Origin of the sequence: Halolamina salina, assembly GCF_042678005.1 — an archaeon.
Classification (GTDB): domain Archaea; phylum Halobacteriota; class Halobacteria; order Halobacteriales; family Haloferacaceae; genus Halolamina; species Halolamina salina.
On the sequence record NZ_JBHUDH010000200.1, the window covers coordinates 1 to 2,359 of the forward strand.

Here is a 2,359-nt window from a genome sequence, read left to right on the forward strand (position 1 = left end):
GTCGTCCGCGAACGCCGCGCGCTGGGTGGAGGCGTACGTCGCGCCCGCGAGCACCGACGAGAGGATCAGCACTGCGACCGCCAGCGCGCCGATGCGCTTGGCGGTGTCCTTCCGGGCCTCGCCCACCTTGAACCACTCCTCGGGCTGGTAGCCCTGGTACCAGAACACCGCCAGCGCGACGAGGTTGATCGAGAGGAAGTTCACCGCGACCAGCACCGCCGAGCCGACGACGGCGGCCGGGCGACCCCACGCGATCCCGATGCCGACGACCGCGGTCGGCGGCACCAGCGCCGCGGCGATCATCACGCCCACCAGCGCCGAGGAGACACCCGAGGACAGCGAGAGCGCGCCCGCGATCCCGGCCGCGAGCGCGACCACCAGCGACGGGACGCCCGGCGAGAGCCGCTCCCGGACCTCGCCGATCGCGAGCACCTCGTTCGTCCCCAGCGGGACGATGTTCCCGAAGCGCAACAGCCCCGCGAACGCGGCCGCGCTCGCGACCGCGAGCAGCGCGCCCGCGGTCTGGAGCTTGATCCCCCGGACGAACAGCTCGCGGTCGTCGAGGACCGAGCCAACGCTGGTGGCCATCGCCGGCCCGATCAGCGGCGCGATCACCATCGAGCCGACGACGACCGCCGGAGAGTCGAGCAACAGCCCCGCGGTCGCGACGACGGCGCTGATCGCGGTCATCACGAGGAACGGCACCCAGTCGGGCGCGAGGTCGGCCGCCCGCGTGATCAGCTCGTCGCGGGCGATGCGCTCGCCCTCCTCGCCCTCGGTCCACTCCTTCTCCAGCTGGTCGTAGCGCTCGGAGACCACCGTCTCCGCACCGAGCACGACCGTGTAGGCGTCGCGGTCGATCCCCGTCTCCTCCCGGAGCTGATCGAGGATCGGTTCGACGGCGTTGGTCGGCAGCGGGAACGAGACGACGCCGGTGTAGCGCCGGCCGCTGGTCTCGTCCGACAGCGCGTAGTCGATCCCGTTCTCGTCCAGCACCGAGAGCACGGCCTCCCGCTTCCCGGCGGGGATCATGACCTGTACGAGTCGCACAGGCGTGTCTCTCACGGGGCGGGCAAATAGCCGGCGGTGGTGACCACTCCGCCTTTCGCTATCGCACTATCAGATTTATCGGCCCCTCCTGCCGACCCGTGAGCGTTAACCCCGGCAGCCGGCTATCCACAGCTATGTCTTTCGAGAACCGACCGGACCGCGGGGACGAGGTCGTCCTCGTCGGCCGGTCGAACGTGGGGAAGTCGACGCTGATGCGGGAGCTGACGGGCCACAGCTTCGACACCGGGGGGAAGCCGGGGGTGACCCGCCAGCCCAACCACTACGACTGGGCCGGGCAGGACTTCATGTTCACCGACCTGCCGGGCTTCGGCTTCATGTCCGGCGTCGACGAGCAACAGCGCGAGCAGATCAAGACCGACGTGGTTCGCTACGTCGAGGACAACGCCGACGACATCCTCGCGGGCGTGCTGGTCGTCGACGGGAAGGCGGTGATCGACATCATCGACCGCCACCGCGAGAACGGCGACATCCCCCACGACGTGGAGATGTTCCACTTCCTGCAGGACGTGGGCGTCGATCCGATCGTCGCGGTCAACAAGATGGACAAGGTCGACGACCGCGACGAGCGACTTAACGACCTCTGTGACCGACTCGGGCTGTTCCCGCCCTGGCAGCAGTACCGGGAGACGATCTGTCCGATCACTGCGAAGACCGGCAGCATCGGGCCGCTGGAGGAGGCGCTGGGCCAGCGGTTCCGCGAGGCCAAGCGCGAGGAACTCCTGCAGTTCGTCAGCTGAACGCGGACCGACGCCTCGCGTAACGCTCTTCCGCTTCGGCACCCCTCTTTCGGCCATGTCTGCGGTCACCGGGCCCCCGCCGGAGCTCGACGAGCGCCGGGACGAGCTCACGCCGATGCTCCAGCAGTACGTGGACCGCTGCCGGGAGCACGACGACGCGCTCGTGCTGTTCCGGGTGGGGGACTTCTACAAGACGTTCTGCGGCATCGCCGAGGAGGTCGCCCGGATCTGCGAGCTCACGATGATCGAGCGGGAGGACTCCACGGGCACCTACGACGCGGCGGGGATCCCCGTCGACAACGCCGCGGAGTACATCGAGCGCTTACTCGAGGCCGGCCACCGTATCGCGATCGCCGATCAGGTCGAGGACCCCAGCGAGACGAACGGGATCGTCGAGCGCGCGGTCACGCAGATCATCACCCCCGGCACCGTCGTCGACGACGAACTGCTGTCGCCCGATTCGACGTACGTCGCGAGCGTGGTCGGCGGCGAGGAGGCGTTCGCGGTCGCCAGCGTCGACGTTTCGACCGGGGAGTGCCGAGTCGCTCCCG

3 protein-coding genes are annotated in these 2,359 nt (G+C 69.3%); 2 read left to right on the forward strand and 1 reads right to left on the reverse strand.

All coding sequences use genetic code 11. The features are described 5' to 3' along the window. Positions 1-1,050 (reverse strand): TIGR00341 family protein (locus ACFR9S_RS14400; protein WP_379818934.1); only part of this gene is annotated, 1,050 nt, incomplete at its 3' end. 134 nt (positions 1,051-1,184) lie between these two features. On the opposite strand from ACFR9S_RS14400, the gene engB reads away from it, so the two are divergent. After that, on the forward strand, positions 1,185-1,808 hold the full coding sequence (engB, locus tag ACFR9S_RS14405; RefSeq protein WP_379732568.1) for a GTP-binding protein EngB: 624 nt from the start codon (positions 1,185-1,187) through the stop codon (positions 1,806-1,808). 55 nt (positions 1,809-1,863) lie between these two features. Next, a partial coding sequence (locus ACFR9S_RS14410; RefSeq protein ID WP_459077216.1) for a MutS N-terminal domain-containing protein occupies positions 1,864-2,359 on the forward strand: 496 nt, incomplete at its 3' end.

Excerpts from the sequence above, each read along its gene's own strand:
- engB (WP_379732568.1), top strand. The coding sequence starts at position 1,185 with ATGTCTTTCGAGAACCGACCGGACCGCGGGGACGAGGTCGTCCTCGTC.